The 17,044-nt window shown below is 55.1% G+C and carries 15 protein-coding genes; 12 read left to right on the top strand and 3 right to left on the bottom strand.

Translation table 11 applies throughout. The annotated features are described in order from the left end of the window. Positions 1–8: 8 nt before the first annotated feature. Both B9Z41_RS07900 and B9Z41_RS07895 read right to left on the bottom strand, forming a co-directional pair. Positions 9–683 carry a response regulator transcription factor gene (locus B9Z41_RS07900; RefSeq protein ID WP_100146521.1) on the bottom strand — a complete coding sequence of 225 codons (675 nt, stop codon included), beginning with the start codon at positions 681–683 and terminating at the stop codon, positions 9–11. A gap of 36 nt (positions 684–719) precedes the next feature. Beyond that, entirely contained in the window at positions 720–1,232 is a 513-nt protein-coding gene (locus B9Z41_RS07895) for a MarR family winged helix-turn-helix transcriptional regulator (protein WP_100146520.1), read from the bottom strand. Between the two features lie 139 nt (positions 1,233–1,371). On the opposite strand from B9Z41_RS07895, the gene recA reads away from it, so the two are divergent. Further along, on the top strand, positions 1,372–2,424 hold the full coding sequence (gene recA, locus B9Z41_RS07890; protein ID WP_233202587.1) for a recombinase RecA: 1,053 nt from the start codon (positions 1,372–1,374) through the stop codon (positions 2,422–2,424). 8 nt (positions 2,425–2,432) lie between these two features. After that, positions 2,433–2,933, top strand: a complete 501-nt coding sequence (gene recX, locus B9Z41_RS07885) for a recombination regulator RecX (protein WP_100146518.1) — start codon at positions 2,433–2,435, stop codon at positions 2,931–2,933. Between the two features lies 1 nt (position 2,934). Here recX and argC read toward each other — a convergent pair whose 3' ends face one another. Further along, positions 2,935–3,852, bottom strand: coding sequence for an N-acetyl-gamma-glutamyl-phosphate reductase (gene argC, locus B9Z41_RS07880; RefSeq protein ID WP_100146517.1), 918 nt, complete (start codon positions 3,850–3,852; stop codon positions 2,935–2,937). 140 nt (positions 3,853–3,992) lie between these two features. Between argC and sucC the strand changes: the two genes are divergently transcribed. The 10 genes from sucC (at position 3,993) to B9Z41_RS07830 (ending at position 16,999) form a co-directional block, all read left to right on the top strand. Continuing rightward, positions 3,993–5,153 carry an ADP-forming succinate--CoA ligase subunit beta gene (gene sucC / locus B9Z41_RS07875; RefSeq protein WP_100146516.1) on the top strand — a complete coding sequence of 387 codons (1,161 nt, stop codon included), beginning with the start codon at positions 3,993–3,995 and terminating at the stop codon, positions 5,151–5,153. Between the two features lie 12 nt (positions 5,154–5,165). Continuing rightward, positions 5,166–6,062: a succinate--CoA ligase subunit alpha gene (sucD, locus tag B9Z41_RS07870; protein WP_100146515.1), complete on the top strand. Its 897-nt coding sequence runs from the start codon at positions 5,166–5,168 to the stop codon at positions 6,060–6,062. Positions 6,063–6,182: 120 nt separating this feature from the next. Continuing rightward, positions 6,183–6,884, top strand: a complete 702-nt coding sequence (locus B9Z41_RS07865; protein WP_100146514.1) for a TerC family protein — start codon at positions 6,183–6,185, stop codon at positions 6,882–6,884. A gap of 142 nt (positions 6,885–7,026) precedes the next feature. Further along, positions 7,027–7,539, top strand: coding sequence for a pilin (locus tag B9Z41_RS07860; protein ID WP_100146513.1), 513 nt, complete (start codon positions 7,027–7,029; stop codon positions 7,537–7,539). Between the two features lie 72 nt (positions 7,540–7,611). Continuing rightward, positions 7,612–9,321: a PglL family O-oligosaccharyltransferase gene (locus B9Z41_RS07855; protein ID WP_100146512.1), complete on the top strand. Its 1,710-nt coding sequence runs from the start codon at positions 7,612–7,614 to the stop codon at positions 9,319–9,321. Between the two features lie 13 nt (positions 9,322–9,334). Continuing rightward, entirely contained in the window at positions 9,335–10,105 is a 771-nt protein-coding gene (locus B9Z41_RS07850) for a glycosyltransferase family 2 protein (RefSeq protein WP_100146511.1), read from the top strand. Positions 10,106–10,298: 193 nt separating this feature from the next. Continuing rightward, positions 10,299–11,150, top strand: a complete 852-nt coding sequence (locus tag B9Z41_RS07845) for a hypothetical protein (RefSeq protein WP_143474167.1) — start codon at positions 10,299–10,301, stop codon at positions 11,148–11,150. Then, a complete protein-coding gene (locus tag B9Z41_RS07840; protein ID WP_143474166.1) occupies positions 11,147–16,027 on the top strand; it encodes a cadherin-like domain-containing protein in 4,881 nt (1,626 codons plus the stop codon). Before B9Z41_RS07845 ends, B9Z41_RS07840 begins: the two co-directional genes overlap by 4 nt. Beyond that, positions 16,024–16,440 carry a hypothetical protein gene (locus B9Z41_RS07835; protein WP_100146508.1) on the top strand — a complete coding sequence of 139 codons (417 nt, stop codon included), beginning with the start codon at positions 16,024–16,026 and terminating at the stop codon, positions 16,438–16,440. The genes B9Z41_RS07840 and B9Z41_RS07835 overlap by 4 nt, the downstream gene beginning before the upstream one ends. Then, complete coding sequence (locus B9Z41_RS07830; RefSeq protein ID WP_100146507.1) at positions 16,433–16,999, top strand: Ivy family c-type lysozyme inhibitor; 567 nt, start codon at positions 16,433–16,435, stop codon at positions 16,997–16,999. Before B9Z41_RS07835 ends, B9Z41_RS07830 begins: the two co-directional genes overlap by 8 nt. The last annotated feature ends 45 nt before the right edge of the window (positions 17,000–17,044 follow it).

Here is a 17,044-nt window from a genome sequence, read left to right as displayed (position 1 = left end):
CGCGGGGCTTAGCCCGGAATCTTTTCCAAGCAATAGCCCAAGCCGCGCACGGTGGCAATGCGGATCGGACCTTTTTCAATCTTCTTGCGCAGGCGGTGGATGTACACCTCGATGGCGTTGTTGCTCACCTCTTCGCCCCATTCGCACAAGCGCTCGACCAATTGGTCTTTGCTGACCAAGCGACCGGTGCGTTGCAGCAGCACTTCCAGCAAGCCCAGCTCACGCGCGGACAACTCGACCATCTTGCCGTCGATGGTGGCCACACGGCCTGTTTGGTCGTACACCAAGGGACCGTGTTTGATGGACGAGGTGGCCCCTCCCATGCCCCGGCGTGTGAGGGCACGCACACGGGCTTCAAGTTCTTGCAGGCTGAACGGTTTGGCCATGTAATCGTCGGCGCCGTAGTCCAGGCCTTTGACGCGTTCTTCCACGCTGTCGGCGGCCGTCAAAATCAACACCGGCATGGAGGACCCGCGTGAACGCAAGCGCTTGAGCACTTCGAGCCCGTGCATCTTGGGCAAGCCCAGGTCGAGGATGAGCAAATCAAACTCGTCGGTGGTCATCAGCGCCGCGTCGGCTTCGCTGCCACTGGCCACATGGTCGGCTGCGGCACCCGATGCGCGCAGTGTGCGCAACAGACCATCGGCTAACACCAAGTCATCTTCGGCAATCAAAATGCGCATGTTTGTCTCCTGCGGGTTGGACGTTTATTGGCAAATTTATGAGTTCAATTCTAGGTCCGGGTAAGCGCCCGCATAGGCCTCTAACCCTAAGCTGACCACGGTGGCTACATCGGCCCCGACTTCTTGGCGAAATTCCGCTTCGGCTTGTGCAACTGCACGCTCAAATGCCCGCAACCAGGCCAATCCCGTGTCGCTAAACACAATGCGCCGCGCCCGTGCGTCACTCGGGTCGGGTGCGCGTGTGACCAAGCCCCAGGCCTCGCACTGCGTGACCAAGTCGCCCATCGCCTGTTTGGTCATGCCTGCAGCCTGTGCCAGTTCGCTCAAGCGAGATCCTTGCAGGTTTAAATGTCGCGTGATGTGGATGTGCGCCGCGCTCACTTGTGCGCGAGCCGCTAAGTTGGAAAGTGCCAATGGCACCTCGTCGTTGTTTGCCATGAGGTGCAGCACGCGTGCATCAAAGCGGCGCATGGCATGTCCGAGTAAACGCCCCAGGTGCAGTTGTCGCCAGTCTTGTGTCGTGTTTGAAAAAATTGGTTTTTTAGCCATCTTTAAATAGTAAGGCAAACTGACCAAAAAAACTGTTTATTAATTTTGACTTTACGTTAAAGTACTGGTCAAGCATCCAGCTGTTGATCAACACAGTGGCTGGGATATCCGGTAAGTCCTTGAATTGATGGAGATTTTTATGAACGCCAAAAACCCAGTCGCCGATGGCGAAAAAGCCAAAGCCCTCCAAGTCGCCCTCGCCCAAATCGAAAAACAATTCGGCAAGGGCACCATCATGCGCTTGGGTGAAGGCGAGGTAATTGACGATATCCAGGTGGTATCAACCGGTTCTTTGGGCTTGGACATTGCCTTGGGCGTGGGCGGTTTGCCACGTGGGCGCGTGATTGAAATCTACGGCCCTGAGTCCTCAGGCAAAACCACGCTGACCTTGCAAGTCATTGCCGAAATGCAAAAACAAGCTGGCACTTGCGCTTTTGTGGATGCTGAACACGCCTTGGATGTGCAGTACGCGCAAAAGCTGGGTGTGAATTTGCAAGAGTTGCTGATCAGCCAGCCTGACACCGGTGAACAAGCCTTGGAAATTGTCGACAGTCTGGTGCGTTCGGGTGCGGTGGATTTGGTGGTCATCGACTCGGTGGCCGCGTTGACACCCAAGGCAGAACTCGAAGGCGACATGGGCGACTCGTTGCCCGGCCTGCAAGCACGTTTGATGAGCCAAGCCCTGCGCAAGCTCACCGCGTCGATCAAGAAAACCAACTGCACGGTCATCTTCATCAACCAAATTCGTATGAAGATTGGTGTGATGTTTGGTTCACCCGAAACCACCACGGGTGGCAACGCACTCAAGTTCTACGCCTCTGTGCGTTTGGACATTCGCCGCACTGGCACCATCAAGAAGGGCGAGGAAGCAATTGGCAACGAGACCAAAGTCAAGGTGGTGAAGAACAAAGTGGCGCCTCCTTTCAGAACCGCCGCCTTCGACATCTTGTTTGGTGAAGGCATCAGCCGTCATGGCGAGATCATCGACATGGGTGTGGAGGCCAAGATCATTGACAAGTCAGGTGCCTGGTACGCCTACCAAGGCGAAAAAATTGGTCAAGGCCGTGACAACGCACGCGAGTTTTTGCGTGAGAACCCCGCCTTGTCCTACGAAATTGAAAACAAGGTGCGCGACTCTTTGGGTATTCCGTTGCTGGCAGAGGCCATTGACGGCAAAGAAGTCACGGCTTAAGGCAAAACATGTCGCAAGTGAATGCTGGCGCAGAGGCTGACGTTCCCAAAGACCGCAAGGTGGGTGGATTTCAGCTCTCTCTCAAAGGCCGTGCTCTACGCTTGTTGTCGCAGCGCGAGCATTCACGCCACGAGTTAGAGCGCAAGCTCAAGGCGTTTGAAGAAACGCCTGGTGAGTTGGCCCAGGCGCTGGACTTTTTACAAGCCAAGGGCTTCATCAACGAACAACGTGTGGTGGAGTCGGTGGTGAATCGGCGTTCGAACAAGCTCGGTGCATCCCGGGTGCGTCAAGAGTTGCAAGCCAAGGGATTGCCTGCAGAGGCGATTGCTGAGGCCGTGCAAGATTTACGCAGCACCGAGCTTGAGCGGGCCCGTGAGGTCTGGCGCAAAAAGTTTGGTACGCCACCCGCAGATGGGGCGGCACGCGCCAAACAAACTCGTTTTTTGGTGAGTCGGGGTTTTGCCCCTGAGGTGGTGCGGCGCGTGGTGGCTGGCGCTGACGAGTTGTGAGTTAGATGCCTAGCATCAACTGCAGGTTTTGTACCGCAGCACCGCTGGCACCTTTGCCCAAGTTGTCCAGGCGCGCCATTAACACCGCGTGGCGATGGCTCTCGTTGGCGAACACCCGAATTTCTAATTGGTTGGTGTCGTTGAGCGCGGTAGCGTCAAGCTTGCCGTTGTCGGTGGCCGGATGCACGCTGACCCAGCTGTCTGGGTTGGTGCCGTAGTGTTTGACCAAGGCGTTGTGCAGGTCTGCTGCTTTGGGCTTACCAGGCAGCAGGTCTAAATGCAGCGGCACTTGCACCAACATGCCTTGACGGAAGTTGCCGACCGACGGCACAAAAATGGGCCGACGCGTCAAGCCCGCATAGGCCATCATTTCTGGCAAATGTTTGTGCTCAAGGCCGAGGGCATAAGCCTCGAACAAAGGGGCGCGTCCTGCTTCGTAGTCTTCTATCATGGCGCGGCCACCACCGGAGTAACCACTGACAGAGGGCAGCGCCAACGGAAAGTCTGCGGGTACCAAGCCGGCATCTACCAAAGGGCGCAACACGGCAATGGCGCCCGTGGCGTAGCAGCCGGGGTTGGCCACGCGGGTGGCTTGAATCACTGCATTGCGCTGGCCTGAGGCCAACTCGGGAAACCCGTAGACCCAGCCAGGTGCGACGCGATGTGCGGTGGATGCATCGATGATTTTGGGGCGGTGTCCGATCAAACTGTCGATCATGGCCACCGAGTCACGTGCTGCATCGTCATGCAGACACAAAATGACCAAGTCGACCTGCGCCATCAGGGCACGTTTGGCGTCAGGGTCTTTGCGCAAGCCGGGGTCAATGCTGACCAGCTCAATCTGTGGCATCTGGGCCAAGCGCTCGCGAATTTGCAGTCCTGTGGTGCCTGCTTCGCCGTCGATAAAAACTTTGGCCATACTTTTAGTTACGCGAATGATCACAAAAATGAGGGCCTTTGTTGGGCGTAAGCCAAATCAAAGGTTGATGCAATGCAGCATGATACATTTATGAGTGCTATATCCGTAACACAAATCTACCGATTCCGAAGAGAGATCTCATGAAGATTCACGAGTACCAAGGCAAGGAAATCTTGCGTCAATTTGGCGTGCCTGTACCCCGCGGCATTCCAGCATTCACGGTTCAAGAGGCGGTGGAAGCCGCTCAAAAACTGGGTGGCCCCGTGTGGGTGGTGAAGGCACAAATTCACGCAGGTGGCCGCGGCAAAGGCGGCGGCGTGAAAGTGGCCAAGACCATTGACGACGTCAAGCGTTTGGCTGGTGAAATCTTGGGCATGCAGCTCAAAACTCATCAGACAGGTCCTGAAGGTCAAAAAGTGCGTCGCCTCTACATTGAAGATGGCGCCGACATCAACAAAGAATATTACGTGTCGGTGGTGACCGACCGTGCCACGCAAAAGATTGCGTTTATCGCGTCCAGCGAAGGCGGCATGGACATTGAAGAAGTGGCCCACAGCACACCCGAGAAAATCATCACCGAGTTCATCGACCCGCTGACCGGTTTGGGCGACGCACAAGCCAAGAAGATTGCAGACGCCATTGGCATGCCTGCTGACTCCACCGCACAAGCCGTGGACATCTTTAAAAAGCTGTACCAGTGCTACATGGATACCGATGCATCGTTGGTCGAGATCAACCCCTTGAACCGCGACAGCAAAGGCCAGGTGATGGCCTTGGACGCGAAGTTCAACTTCGACGCGAACGCCTTGTTCCGTCATCCCGAAATCGTGGCTTACCGCGATTTGGACGAAGAAGATCCTGCCGAAGTCGAAGCTTCGAAGTTCGATTTGGCCTACATCTCGCTCGACGGCAACATCGGTTGCTTGGTCAACGGTGCTGGCTTGGCCATGGCCACGATGGACACCATCAAGCTGTTCGGTGGCGAGCCTGCCAACTTCCTTGACGTGGGCGGCGGCGCAACGGCTGAGAAAGTCACCGAAGCGTTCAAGATCATGTTGAAAAACCCCAATGTCAAAGGCATTTTGGTCAACATCTTTGGCGGCATCATGAAGTGCGACACCATTGCCAGCGGCGTGATCACTGCTTGCAAGGCGGTCAATTTGTCGGTGCCTTTGGTGGTGCGCATGAAGGGCACCAACGACGAGCTGGGCAAGAAAATGCTGGCCGAGTCGGGTTTGCCCATCATCTCTGCCGACACCATGGCCGAAGCCGCAACGTCCATCGTTGCCGCAGTTAAGTAAATAGGACGCCCCATGTCAATCTACATCAACAAAAACACCAAGGTCATCACCCAAGGTATCACCGGCAAAACCGGTCAGTTCCACACCGAGAAGTGCATTGAATACGCAAACGGTAAAAACTGTTTCGTGGCGGGTGTGAACCCCAAGAAGGCTGGCGAAAAGATTTTTGACGTGCCTATCTTTGCCTCGGTCAAAGAGGCTGCGCACAACACAGGCGCCACGGTGTCTGTGATTTACGTGCCACCAGCTGGCGCTGCTGCTGCCATTTGGGAAGCTGTGGAAGCCGACTTGGACTTGGCCATCTGTATCACCGAAGGCATTCCAGTTCGCGACATGCTTGAAGTGCGCAACAAGATGAAAGCCAAAGAAGCGGCTGGCGGTAAGAAGACGCTGCTGTTGGGCCCCAACTGCCCTGGCTTGATCACGCCTGACGAAATCAAGATCGGCATCATGCCGGGTCACATTCACCGCAAAGGCCGCATTGGTGTGGTGTCCCGCTCGGGCACTTTGACCTATGAAGCTGTGGCTATGTTGACCGAAGTGGGTCTGGGCCAATCCAGTGCCGTTGGTATTGGTGGTGACCCGATCAACGGGTTGAAGCACATCGACGTGATGCAAGCATTCAACGACGATCCAGACACCGACGCCGTCATCATGATCGGTGAAATCGGTGGTCCAGACGAGGCCGACGCCGCCCGTTGGTGCAAAGCCAACATGAAAAAGCCCATCGTTGGTTTCATCGCAGGCGTGACCGCACCTCCCGGCAAGCGCATGGGCCATGCAGGGGCTTTGATCTCTGGTGGTGCTGACACGGCCGACGCCAAACTGGCCATCATGGAAGAGTGCGGCTTCATCGTCACGCGTAACCCTTCCGAGTTGGGCAAGCTGCTCAAGGCACAGCTCAAGTAAGGTCTGCTGCGTAAGCAGTAATACCAACGGGCCCACTTTGTCGGGCCCGTTACACTTTGTGCCTTTCAAAGCTGCGACAAGACCGCTGTCTTGCCGCCCCATAACGACAACGGAGCCAGCATGGACTTTCTACAAACCTTTCAGAACCCAGACTTTCTTGTCGGGCTGCTGAAAATCATTTGGATCAACATCCTTTTGTCTGGCGACAACGCGGTGGTGATCGCCTTGGCCGCACGTGGTCTGCCACCGGCACAACAAAAGAAAGCCATTTTCTATGGCTCTGGTGCTGCCGTGTTCTTGCGTATTGGCTTGACCATCGTGGCCGCTTGGTTGCTGGAGTTGCAAGGCTTGCAAATCATTGGTGGTTTGTTGTTGCTATGGATCGGTGCCCAACTGTTGGCCGATGAAGAAGAAGGCGAAGATGAAGGCCATGAGCAATCCAACTTGATGACCGCTGTGCGCACGATTCTGATTGCTGACCTCGTGATGAGTTTGGACAATGTGATTGGCGTGGCTGCTGCGGCCAAAGGCGACCAACTGTTGCTGATCATCGGCTTGGCCATCAGTATTCCTTTGGTGATTTTTGGTAGCTCCATGATGATCAAGTTGATGGAGCGTTTCCCCGTCATCATCACCTTGGGTGCGGCATTGATTGGCTGGGTGGGTGGTGAGACGGTTGCTAGTGACGTGCTGCTGCGCGACTTTGCCGGTGAAAACCACTGGTTCCACATGACAGCTGCCGCCGCCGGAGCAGCGATTGTTCTGGCTTGGGGCAAATTCATGGAGCATCGTCACAAGCAAGAAGCGACAGAGCAAGCGTAAAGCTCGGGTGCTTCTCCAGATACGGCGAGCGGTGACTATTCACCGCTCGCTTTTTTTTGAAGCTTGTCTTGTGGTTGGCATGTAAAAGCGCTTCCTAGAATTCATCACGAATCCCAAGCACTCATCTACACCAGGAGTTTTTATGAAACAGATCGCTCAAAAAGGCTTCACATTGATTGAGCTCATGATTGTGATTGCCATCATTGGCATTTTGGCGTCGGTGGCTTTGCCTGCCTACCAAGACTATGTGGTGCGTGCCCGTGTGGCCGAAGGTTTGGGCTTGGCCACAGCGGCTAAGACGACAGTACTGGATGTAGTCAACAGCGGCAGTGTGGCCAGCTCTACCAATGGCTACCGTTCAGATTACGTGTCGCCGGCCGCGACCAAAAATATCAGCAGCATTGCGATTGCCACAGAAACCGGCGTGATCACCATCACCACCACCACGGCGGCAGGCGGCGGCACTTTGCTGTTGGTACCTTATTCACAGTCGGGCGCCACCGTGTCTGCATTGCCAACTCCTACTGCCACCAGTACCGCTGTGTCGGGTTCGGTGATGTGGAAATGTCTGGCCAAAGGAGCGTCCACGTTTGCCGGCATCAGTGTGGGCAGCGATGCCTTGGACACCAAGTACGTGCCCAGCGATTGCAAGTAACGCTGGGCGGTTTCAAAGAAGGCGCTGCGGCGCCTTTTTTCACGCCTGAAAGATGATGGAAAATCGGCGCTCATGCACACACCATTACGCACCTACGCCATGCATTTGCGCAACGCACTGTTGATGGCTTGCCTCACGCTTCCCTGGCTCAACCCTTTCACGGCCACTCCCACAACCGCAGTCATTCCGCTGTTGGTCAGTTGGATCGCGTCAGCCTGCTTGGTCTTGCTGGTGGTCGACTTGCCTGTGTTGCACCAGCCCATGTCGCGGTCGAGCTTGGTAGCCATGTGGGTGATCGGTCTGGCGTGTTTGACCTCTTTGGTCTTGGTTCCTCAAGAAGTGGACCATGCGCTTACCGTGGGCTTGTTGGCTGCTTTGCTTAGCATCGCCTTGATGGCTCGCGTGGGCATGCACGTGGCTTGGCGCGGCAATGGTTTGATGTTTTGGGTTGCGTTGGCTTGGCTGGTGGCCGCAGCGGTCAGTAGTCTGTTGGGTGTTTTGCAATATTTGGGTTGGGCCAGGGAGCTGGCACCTTGGGTGAGCCAACCGCCTTTCGGCGAGGCCTTTGCCAACTTGCGCCAACGCAACCAGTTTGCAACCCTTACCAGCATTGGCTTGGCTGCAGGGCTCGCCTTGTTGGCCGCACGCGCACAACGCGCACCACTCACACCACGTGTGCTGGCACTTGCTGTGTTGCTATTGAATCTGTTGGCGATGGGTGTGGCTTGCTCTGTGTCACGCACGGGCGCCCTACAGTGGCTGCTATTGGGCGTGTTGGCCGCGTTGTGGGCATGGCGCGCATGTCGCCAGCAGGCAGGGTCACAACGTGCCTTGTTGGTGGCGGCGTTAGCGGCCCCGTGTTTGGTGCTGCTGTGGTCGGCACTGATGCCTTGGATCGCGGCCTACATCACAGGTCATCCAGGCATGAGCGTCATTCAGCGCATTGCAGGTCAGGCGCAGGATTTAGGAGCCTGCGGTGGTCGCAGCGTGTTGTGGTCCAACATCTTGGTGTTGATCGCCCAACACCCCTGGCTTGGCTGGGGCTGGGGTGAGTTGGACTACGCCCATTTCATGACTGCTTATTCCGGCATGCGTTTTTGCGACATGCCCGACAACGCCCATAACCTGCCACTGCAACTGGCAATGGACTTTGGCATTCCCCTCGCGTTGGTCTTGCTCACGTGTGCCGCCATGTGGGTGTGGCAGCGTCAACCCTGGCGAGAGCAAGACACTTGGCGCAGCATGGCTTGGGGGGTGCTCTTGGTGGTAGGGGTGCACAGTTTGCTCGAATACCCCTTGTGGTACGGACCGTTCCAAATGGCGGTTGGGCTTGCCCTGGGGCTGCTGTGGTGCAAGCCGCAGCTGGTGTCGGTTGAGTTGGCAGACCTTGAACAGCCCTCAACCGTGTCACAGGCACGCGTCATCACTTTGGCCGCTTTGATGTTCATTGGGTGTCTGTATGCGGCGTGGGATTTCAACCGTGTGGCACAAGTCTACCGGCCCATCGCTCAGCGTGACGCGGCGTACCGAGACGACCCGATTTCGCACGCCAATGCCTCTTGGTTGTTTCAAAACCAAGCAGAATTTGCAGAACTGACCATGAACACGGTGAATGCCGAGAACGCACAAGACGTGTTCTTTGTCGCTGCACGTGTGGTGCATTACTCGCCTGAACCGCGGGTGGTGCAACGCTTGATCGACAGCGCCAAGCTGCTTGGCCAAGACGAGTTGGCCACCACCTTGACCAAGCTTTTGGACGCCCAAAAAAACGCCCACCCGTGAATGGACCCATCCGATGACACTTCGTGCCCCAACCCTTTCTGTCATCGTGATCACTCGCAACGAGGCGCACAACCTGGACGATTGCTTGATGTCACTCAAAGGTTGGGTGGACGAAATTGTGGTGGTTGATAGTCACAGCACCGATGAGACCGTAGCCATTGCGCTGCGTCATGGTGCCAAGGTGGCGCAGCCCGATGGATGGCCGGGATTTGGCCCACAAAAAAATCGTGCCCTCGACATGGCGACCAGCGATTGGGTGTTGTCCATCGATGCCGATGAACGTGTGACACCGGCTTTGGCTGTAGAGATTCGCGGTGTTTTGACGTCAGGTGCTGACGCTGTGGCATATGAAATCCCGCGCCTGTCTTGGTACTGTGGAAAATTCATTCATCACGCGGGCTGGCGACCTGACCATGTGTTGCGTTTGTTCCCTCGCCTGCAGGCGCAGTTCTCTCAAGACCTGGTGCACGAACGCGTGGTGACCACCTTGCCATGCAAGCAACTTCAAAACGATTTGTTGCATTACAGCTACCGCGATTTTTCGCAAGTTCTGGCCAAAGTGGATGCTTATTCCACTGCCTCGGCCAAGCAAGCATTGGCGCGTGGCAAGCGCGCCACTGTGGGCAGCGCCGTTGGGCACGGTGCATGGGCATTCTTTCGTACCTATGTGCTGCGTGCAGGCTTTTTGGACGGAGGGCATGGCCTTGCTTTGGCCATCTCTAACGCAGAGACCAGCTATTACAAATACCTCAAGATATGGGCGCAGGCACAGTCGGCTGAGTAAAACAGCTCACCGGCGCACGCTGAAAGCGAAAGCGCGAACCTACCGTGCAACACCAACGGTAGCAGTAAAGAAAAGAGGCACTTAAATTCAGTGTCTAGCTCAGATAGTTTAATTTCTTAAATTGTCTTGAGCTAGTAGTTCTTTTTATGTAATTTCGAACAAGCAGCCAATGACGATTGCATTGGAGAGCTGCATGAGAAATTTGACCCAATACGTCCTTGTTGTTCTTTCAGCATTGAGCGCAGTCGAAGCCTTTGCACAGACACCTGCTGAACCTGCGAAAAAAATGTTGCGCTACGAGCGCGAGCATGGAGGTAGCGGTGGTGTGTTTCGGCGTGATCCCAATATTTGGGTGTACACGACAGCGGTGGCGCGGGACGCGGGAATGCCGATGGAATGGGCCAGCGATGAACTCAAAGGCGTAGTGGCCGCAGCATTCAGACGCGAACCTGAAGGCGCAGAACAAGACTGTGGTTGGGGCGGAAACAAAAATGCATGCAGCCCAGTGATGAACTGTGTGTTGGAGTTGTACTTTGATCGCACTGTTCAAAAGCTGCCTTGGCGTGAGGGGTCGCCAGTTGTGGACTTCGATTCTGCAAAGGGGTATTTCTCGTCGATTAAACATGGACAGCTTTGGGCATTCGATTCAGTGACCAAAACCTCAGGTCGTAAACCAAGAGTTATTTTTGGGAATACTCCCTTCGTCGACCCTGAAACAGGAAAAGATTTGTACTGGCAGTCGGTAGGTGCGCGTCAAGGTACGGGACGTTTGCAAACCATGGCTTATGACCGAGAGATTCATGGCCGCTACAGCTATCTAAAGCTCAACCATGGTTGCGGGGGGCATCCGTTTGTCAACGGGCAAACATTGAACCTGCAGCTTGAAGACAAGATGACCTTCAAGGTAGACAAGGTTTTGTACGAAATTTATTTGCCTGCTGCTTGGAGTTCGCGTGCAGGCGAAGTGGTTAAACAAGACCGTGAGCAAGAGCACAACTTTTACAAAGGGGTGTGGGAAGGCATGCCCAAAGGAGATAAGCCATGAGCGATTTGAATTTATCAAGCGTGAGTGGCAAGGCTGTTCAGGCCTCAACTTTTGCGCGCGGGGCCTATGACAGCAAAACGCCGTTCATTCCACCCGCAGGGTTTGAGCCACTTAAAGTTGTTTTAGAAAATCCCCAATCCCCCGACTTTGCCGCCAGTGCATATGTGAACCCTAAAACAGGTGAGTTGGTGGTGGCCTATCGAGGGAGTGATTCAACCACTGACTTAACCACAGCACTCAAAGCAGCAGCTAACGGCACTTGGAATGGACAGTTCACCGATGCGGCTGCTTATATGAAGCAGGCTCAGGGAATGGCAGTCGATGCAGTTGGTAAATATGCTGAGCAGGATAACATTACTGATGCACCAAAAATCACCACCCTAGCCACAGGCCACAGCCTAGGCGGCATGTTGGCTCAAGTGGTGGCCAAGATGTACGGTGTTGACGCACAAGTACAAGATGCGCCTGGTGCGGCACGTTTGATTGATACGCCGCAATTCAAACAAATCGCACTTGAAAATGGCCAGCCTGAAAGTGGGCACGACATCACGGGAAAGATACAAAACGTCACCACATCCAATATTGCCAAACTCGGAGAACAGTTTCAGGAAACACAGGTTGTTCCCATTCCTGCGCTGGGTCAAATGGGTGGCGTGGACACCTTGGCAACGTTGGGTACATTTTTAGCAAACCCGCTAGCTGGACTTGCCACGGGGGAGGCGTTGCAAACCGTGGCAGAGCACAGCTCAGTAAAGATTGAAGATGCCTTGTACATGCTCGCAGGCGTCAAGGGACAAATTGCTGATGCGGGCGCGTTGACATTGCAAACCATGTTTCTGGGTCGTGATGGTAAGCCGGTGCTCTATGCGCCTATTTCTTCGGATGGTTCGTCGAGCAATACATGGCAAATACAAGCGTTGGTCGATAAAAGTGGCAAAGCCATCGCTTTTTTTGATCGTGAGGTTGTTGACGGTGAAATGCAACCCGTGGCGGTAGTTGTGCAAAGTGGCAATCGAATACATCTGGCACACGCACAAGATGCAAGCTCTCCTCAGGTCATCGAAACAACCGTAAGTGGTGAACGGCGGGTTCTTTCGCAGAGTGAATTGTTGACGTCTTTGCAAGACCCTCGGGGAACTCCAGAGATCAATATTTATAGCGCCGACTCTGTGAACGGCATGGACTTGCAAAGCGACCAAGTTCACAAAGCTCAAGAAAACACACAACAGAGCGAATCCGACGCCAGCGGCATGTTGCCCGATACATCCGCCCCCACCAATGCCAACACCAACACTTTCACCCACTACCTAGACACGCAAGGAAGTACTCTCAGCACCGCGCAACAAGACGCACTCGCGGCGCAGATAAACAAACTAGGCCTAGGCACCGACAAATCCCTCTCCTTCTACACCTTGCCTAGTGGCGGCGCATTGATAGCCACCGCAGACGGCGACATCGTGGGCGAGATTAACCGCAGCAGCACGGGTGACCTCAGCCTCAAAGCCACCGCCATCGACGCCAGTGGCAACACGGTAGAAGTCAACCAACACATCAACGAACAAGGCAGCGTTCAAACCCAAGAGCAGTACAACCAAGCCCAGTTACAAAGCGTGGCGCAGGGCATAGGTTTGTTCAACGGACTCATGAACCTCCAGCAGTGGGATCAATTGAGCGATGTCGGCAAACTCAGCGCACTCACGGGTGCGTACAACGCAGCCCACGCTGTAGGCGCAGAGCTAGCCGGCGACTTGGGTGGCTTTGCCAGTGTGCTGGGACTCATGCAAGGCCTCGACAGCGGCAACGGGTGGATGACGCTGCAAAGCGGCTTGCAAGTGGGGCAAATGGGGTTGAACGCGTACAGCAGCTACATGAGCGATGCGGCCATGCAGATGATGGACGACATGATGGCGCAAAGCACCGTCGATGCTGCCAGCAGCGCGGCCTTTGACGCGGCGGCAGAGTCGGCTTTAGAGAGTGCGGCAGCCAGCAACGCCATGTCTAATGCCGTGCCCTACGTCAGCATAGCGTTGGCGCTCAACAATTTAGAAGACAACCCAGCGCAGAGCATTGGCACCTTGGTGGGCATGTACTTTGGTGGGCCACTTGGTGGAGCCATTGGCGGGTTTATCGGTGGTGCTTTGGGCGGCCTCTGGGGCGACGACGACCCACCCCCACCCCCAGATGGCGCTGTGCATTTCAGTTGGGATGCCAACGGCAACATCCAACACACCATCGACTACAACCAAAGTGGCGGTGGTGATGTGGCCAACAACTTGGCCACAGGTGTGCAGAGCTTGCTCGAAGCTGTGGTGCAAGCCATCAACGAGAAGAACCCCAGCAGCGCAGACGACGTGGCCATCAACCCGTACTTGATTCCGCGCATCGGCTACAGCAGCCAAACAGGTGGTGCGTGGCTAGAGGTCACCATGACCGATGGCACCACATTCCATGAGCCTATATTTAGCGAGAGCATTGCGCAGAAATTACTGGAAACTTTGAGCAACAACGGCGGCCTCGCTCCTGCATGGCAAGTGCAGACCGAGCAAGCGAAGTGGCAACATGCTCAAGAACAAATACAACAGCTGCAAGCCCAGCGCGATGCGTTGCTGGAGACCGTTGACGTTCAAACGGAAGATGGTGTTTATTCGCAGCAGCAACTCAAAGCAGGCCAAGAGCAGAACTACAACGCGCTAGGCCATCAAATTAGCCAAGCCCAAGCGCACCTCACTGAGCTAGCCCACGACTTCAAACTAGGCGTAGGCGGCCAATCCTATGCCGGCAATGAGGCGTTTAGCTTGCAAGGCAATGCCGCAGAAAGCGCCGACTTCAAGAGCCAAACATTTGGTGCGCTGGTGCTGCACCTGGGTGACATCCCCGGTGTGCAAGCGGCCCAAACCCAACTCACGCAAGTGCTGCGCGATGTCGAGGGCGATGGATATTTTGAGCAAACCCAAGCAGTGGCCGCCACAGACAGCGCAGGCAACTTGCAAGCGGTACTGACTATTGACTTCAATGGTGATGGCGTCATTCAGACGCGAGACATCTTGAACTTAGGCGGCAACACCAGCGAAGGCAATCCCACTGACGCAGCACGACTGGCCAATGCCAACGCAGACTTGCAACGCAACAACATCGAGTGGTTAGATGCGAACGGGGACGGAACGATTGACAAGAGCGACCCGGCGTTTGCCGCCATCAAACTGTGGGTCGATGTCAACCAAGACGGTGTTCAATCAGGCAACGAAGTCAGCAGTTTGGCTAGCCAGCACATCAGCAGCATCAACTTCAAAACAGGCGAGGTGACGTATGCCGACGGCCACACCGATGCGCTGACAGCACAAACCCTCAAAGCAGACACAGAGGGCATCAAATTCACGCAGATACGAGAAGTCAACCCCGACGGTACGCTGCGCACCCTAGACGCAGGCACGGTCTTGGAACACGAAGGCTACCAAGGCCAAGTGCAGATCACCGATGAAGGTGGCACACGCTGGGTGGACAAGCGCGAACAAACTTATGAGCAGCAAGCCTTGCGCACGGGCGACTGGGAAGGTACCGCAGAGCAAGAAGCACACAGGCAAGGCGGTGGCAATGTGGAGGGTGCACCCACACAGACAACGGCGACAGGTGCCACAAATTTTGGGCCCGTCAAAGCAGCAGCAAATCAAACCACACAAAGCACCGTCGCGGCTGGGGATGCGCGGGTGGTCAGTGATGCACCCACCCAAGCCACAGTCAAGCCCAACGCGCAGGTCACCTTTGTGGCGGGCGACAGTCGAATCAAGAGTGATGCAGTTCCAACACCTAGCCCAGCTGCCAACAGCATCCGCGTCCCAGAGACGCGGCTGGCCTTCGTGCCCAGCACCCAGGCGTCGTCGACCAATGAAATTCGCCTTGTCACACAAGACATGATTGAGAGCGCTGGCAGCAGCATGTTTGGGGCGGCGGGTTTGGGGGTTTTAGGCGCGGTCGGTTTAGGGGCCACCGCCAGTGCGGCAGAGGCGGCAGCGGTGCAGGCCAATGTGGTCAGCGCTGGCAGCAACACCAACCCAAGCAGCAACAGCGCCAACGCGGTGAGCACCAACAACCAGTTCACCACCACCTTGCCGACTTCAGGCGCAAGCTCAAACACGTCACTTGCACCATCCACGCCAGCAGAAGTGGTCGTCAAACAGGCTGAGGTGTTCTCTGCTCCTGTGCTGGTGGTGCAGGGTGTGCAGACGGTGCAAACCGCAGCCACATCCAGTAGCACGTCCTCGCCTGCCTTTGTTTCGTCAACGCCAGCCAGCCCTGTGACAGAGGCTGCACCTGTGGTGGTGGTCAAGGCGGTGGTGATCAGCAGCGCAACCAGCAGCAAAGCCAGTTCAGACAGCACGTCTGCTACCAGCAGTGCAACAGCAACATCGACAGACGCAACATCCACCACGTCCAGCGTGAGCGCGAGTGCCGCTACTTACGTGACACTGGATTACCCCGTCGTCAGTGGCGAAACTTTGCCCGGCACCGAGGACGTAGTGTTGCGCTTGAGCCAAGACGTTTTGTTGGCCAACGACAGCAGCCCCAACGCCAGCGCAGACCCCAATGCACCCGCACTCACCATCACAGCGGTTGCAGATGCGGTGAACGGGCAGGTCAGCTTGAACGACGGTGTGGTGGTGTTCATGCCCAACACCAACTTCCATGGCGAGGCCAGCTTCACCTACACCGTGACAGACCAATATGGTTTGAGCACCACGGGCAGCACGACGCTGGTGATTGCTGCTGTCAACGATGCACCGGTGACGCAGGGTGAAACAGGGCAGACACAAGAAGACATAGCTAGTAGTGACACAAATCAAATAGCGAAAAACGACGAGTTTTTTAGGAGCGCTGCATGAACGCAGAAACGCAAAGCGAAGTAGTTACCAAAGAGCAACCTAAATCCAAGCGGTTGAGTTCGTTGATTTGGATTTTTGTTTTGTGGGGTGGTGTGCGAGCTTGTGCCGAGATGGATGGAATTAGTTGGACACGCGGGTTTTGGGTTGCAGCCAGCTTGTGGGGCGCGATTCCAGCCAGCGTACTTTTGCTTTGTGCGCTCCTTTTCCCATTGCGGCATCAGTCCACATTGAGATGGGCTGCTCTTGGTGCATTTTTCTACGGGTTTGGCGAAACGCTAATTCTTGGCGGCCATTTCCACGAAAACACGACCCCTGCCGAAACGGAGTATTTCTTTCTTAGACAACTCATCTATCCGCTTCTCGTCATTGCATGGCTCACGCTAAAGCACATCAGGGAGACAAAGCATGATTGATGCAAATAACACAAAGCTTCAACAGCAATACGAAGGAACTAACCACAAGGGTTCAGACATTGCTGCGCCACTAGGCTCATCGGTTGTGAATCAAGCTGAAGGCAAAGTGGTGTTTGTGGGCAATGCCATAGGTCAAGCGTGGAGAGGATGCTTGCTTTGTGCTGTGTTTTTAATGACGCCTGCAATTTGGGCGCAAAACAATTTTCAGCAGGAGCAGGAGCAGGTGCAACCGCTTCTTTTTAACGCTCTGAAAGAGCAACGCTTTTCTGCTGCTTACAAAAAAGTATTTGAGCCATATCTTGGACTGAAGTGGGTGTCTTTTGGTTCTGGACCTACAAGTCCCGCTGAAAAGAAAACCCTAAAAAATGGCGACGTGATTTATATCTATTCAACTTGTCGTCCTCATGCGTGTGATGCAGAGTATTTGTATTTCGTTTATGCACCTTCTTCAGGTGCTGGCTGGGGGATGTTGTCTATTCGATCAGACATTGAATCGATATCGTCGCCCAGCACTGAGTTGACGGGTGTTTTGTCGAATTTGCTCGGAGCTAAAAAATGAAAAATATGTCAGATTTTTTGACGAGCTTGGCTGCAAGGGAATCTG

Source organism: Limnohabitans sp. JirII-31 (genome assembly GCF_002778315.1).
Lineage (GTDB): Bacteria > Pseudomonadota > Gammaproteobacteria > Burkholderiales > Burkholderiaceae_C > Limnohabitans.
This window is presented reverse-complemented; position numbering and strand designations above follow the sequence as displayed.

Bases quoted from the DNA above. Each gene is read 5' to 3' on its own strand.
- B9Z41_RS07900 (WP_100146521.1), bottom strand. From the start codon at position 683: ATGCGCATTTTGATTGCCGAAGATGACTTGGTGTTAGCCGATGGTCTG.
- B9Z41_RS07895 (WP_100146520.1), bottom strand. From the start codon at position 1,232: ATGGCTAAAAAACCAATTTTTTCAAACACGACACAAGACTGGCGACAA.
- recA (WP_233202587.1), top strand. From the start codon at position 1,372: ATGAACGCCAAAAACCCAGTCGCCGATGGCGAAAAAGCCAAAGCCCTC.
- recX (WP_100146518.1), top strand. From the start codon at position 2,433: ATGTCGCAAGTGAATGCTGGCGCAGAGGCTGACGTTCCCAAAGACCGC.
- argC (WP_100146517.1), bottom strand. From the start codon at position 3,852: ATGGCCAAAGTTTTTATCGACGGCGAAGCAGGCACCACAGGACTGCAA.
- sucC (WP_100146516.1), top strand. From the start codon at position 3,993: ATGAAGATTCACGAGTACCAAGGCAAGGAAATCTTGCGTCAATTTGGC.
- sucD (WP_100146515.1), top strand. From the start codon at position 5,166: ATGTCAATCTACATCAACAAAAACACCAAGGTCATCACCCAAGGTATC.
- B9Z41_RS07865 (WP_100146514.1), top strand. From the start codon at position 6,183: ATGGACTTTCTACAAACCTTTCAGAACCCAGACTTTCTTGTCGGGCTG.
- B9Z41_RS07860 (WP_100146513.1), top strand. From the start codon at position 7,027: ATGAAACAGATCGCTCAAAAAGGCTTCACATTGATTGAGCTCATGATT.
- B9Z41_RS07855 (WP_100146512.1), top strand. From the start codon at position 7,612: ATGCACACACCATTACGCACCTACGCCATGCATTTGCGCAACGCACTG.
- B9Z41_RS07850 (WP_100146511.1), top strand. From the start codon at position 9,335: ATGACACTTCGTGCCCCAACCCTTTCTGTCATCGTGATCACTCGCAAC.
- B9Z41_RS07845 (WP_143474167.1), top strand. From the start codon at position 10,299: ATGAGAAATTTGACCCAATACGTCCTTGTTGTTCTTTCAGCATTGAGC.
- B9Z41_RS07840 (WP_143474166.1), top strand. From the start codon at position 11,147: ATGAGCGATTTGAATTTATCAAGCGTGAGTGGCAAGGCTGTTCAGGCC.
- B9Z41_RS07835 (WP_100146508.1), top strand. From the start codon at position 16,024: ATGAACGCAGAAACGCAAAGCGAAGTAGTTACCAAAGAGCAACCTAAA.
- B9Z41_RS07830 (WP_100146507.1), top strand. From the start codon at position 16,433: ATGATTGATGCAAATAACACAAAGCTTCAACAGCAATACGAAGGAACT.